This window comes from Variovorax glucosi (assembly GCF_051216695.1).
Taxonomy (GTDB): Bacteria; Pseudomonadota; Gammaproteobacteria; order Burkholderiales; family Burkholderiaceae_C; genus Variovorax.
This window is the reverse complement of the sequence record NZ_JBPJZE010000389.1, coordinates 1-1,042: the sequence shown is the minus strand read 5'-3', so window position 1 is coordinate 1,042 and position 1,042 is coordinate 1. Positions and strand designations below refer to the sequence as shown.

Below are 1,042 nucleotides of genomic sequence, written 5' to 3'. Positions count from 1 at the left end.
CGGCACGTTGCTCGAAGATGCCGTGGCGCAGCCTCGCGCGCCGGTTGGCAGCCTCGCGCTGGTCGGTTCGCGCGAGCGCGAATTGCTGTTGCTCGCAGCCCGTGGCGAGGAGGCGGATTTCGGAACCCTCACGCTGGCCGAACAGGTCGCCGGCTGGGCGCAGACGACGCCGGACGCGCCCGCGCTGGAGGCAGGCGATGTGCTTCTGAGCTATCGCGAATTCGATGCGCGAATCAACCAGATGGCGCACTGGCTGCAGGCCCGGGGCGCCACGGCCGGAACGCTGGTGGCGCTCAACCTTCCGCGGTCGGCCGACTTGCTGGTGGCGATGTTCGCTAGCTGGCGCATCGGGGCGGGCTACCTGCCGCTGGACCCTGAGTGGCCCGCTGCACGCCGCCAGGCCGTGCTGGAAGACGCCGTGCCGTCGCTCGTGCTCCATGCCATCGGGTCGGCTTCGCCCGGCGATGCGCCGTGGCGGCAGGCATCGCTGAGTGAGATGGATCTAGACGGTGTTGCCGACAGCGCACCGGCACACCAGTCTGCGATGCGGGACCTGGCCTATGTGCTCTACACCTCGGGTTCGACGGGAACGCCCAAGGGCGTGGTCATCGAGCAGGGGCAATTGCTCAATTACGTGGCGGCGGTGTCGTCGGCCATGGACTTGGGTCGCTGCCGTCGCTGGGCGCTCACCAGCTCAGTCGTTGCGGACCTGGGCAACACGGCGCTCTTCGGTGCGTTCCACAACGGCGCTTGCCTCGTCGTGGCGGGCCCCGGCGACGTGAAGGACGCACGCGCTTTCGCGGGCTTCATGCGCGAGCGTCGGATCGACGCACTCAAGATGGTGCCCTCCCATCTGGAGGCCTTGCTCGAGGACGATGCACCGAAGCTGCCCGGCACGCTGGTGCTGGGCGGCGAGGCCGCGCCGCGCTCGCTCGTCGAGCGCATCGCCCGGCTTGCACCGGAGACCGTGGTCTACAACCACTACGGCCCCACGGAAACGACGGTGGGTGTGATGGTGCATCGTGTGCCGGCAGACGGGGCC

At 69.2% G+C, this 1,042-nt stretch carries 1 protein-coding gene; it reads left to right on the top strand.

Features of this window, described 5'->3' with window-relative positions; genetic code table 11:
• Window positions 1-22: 22 nt before the first annotated feature.
• Window positions 23-1,042, top strand: a 1,020-nt coding sequence (locus ACSFA3_RS25895; protein ID WP_435508172.1) for an AMP-binding protein, incomplete at its 3' end; no start/stop codon positions are given.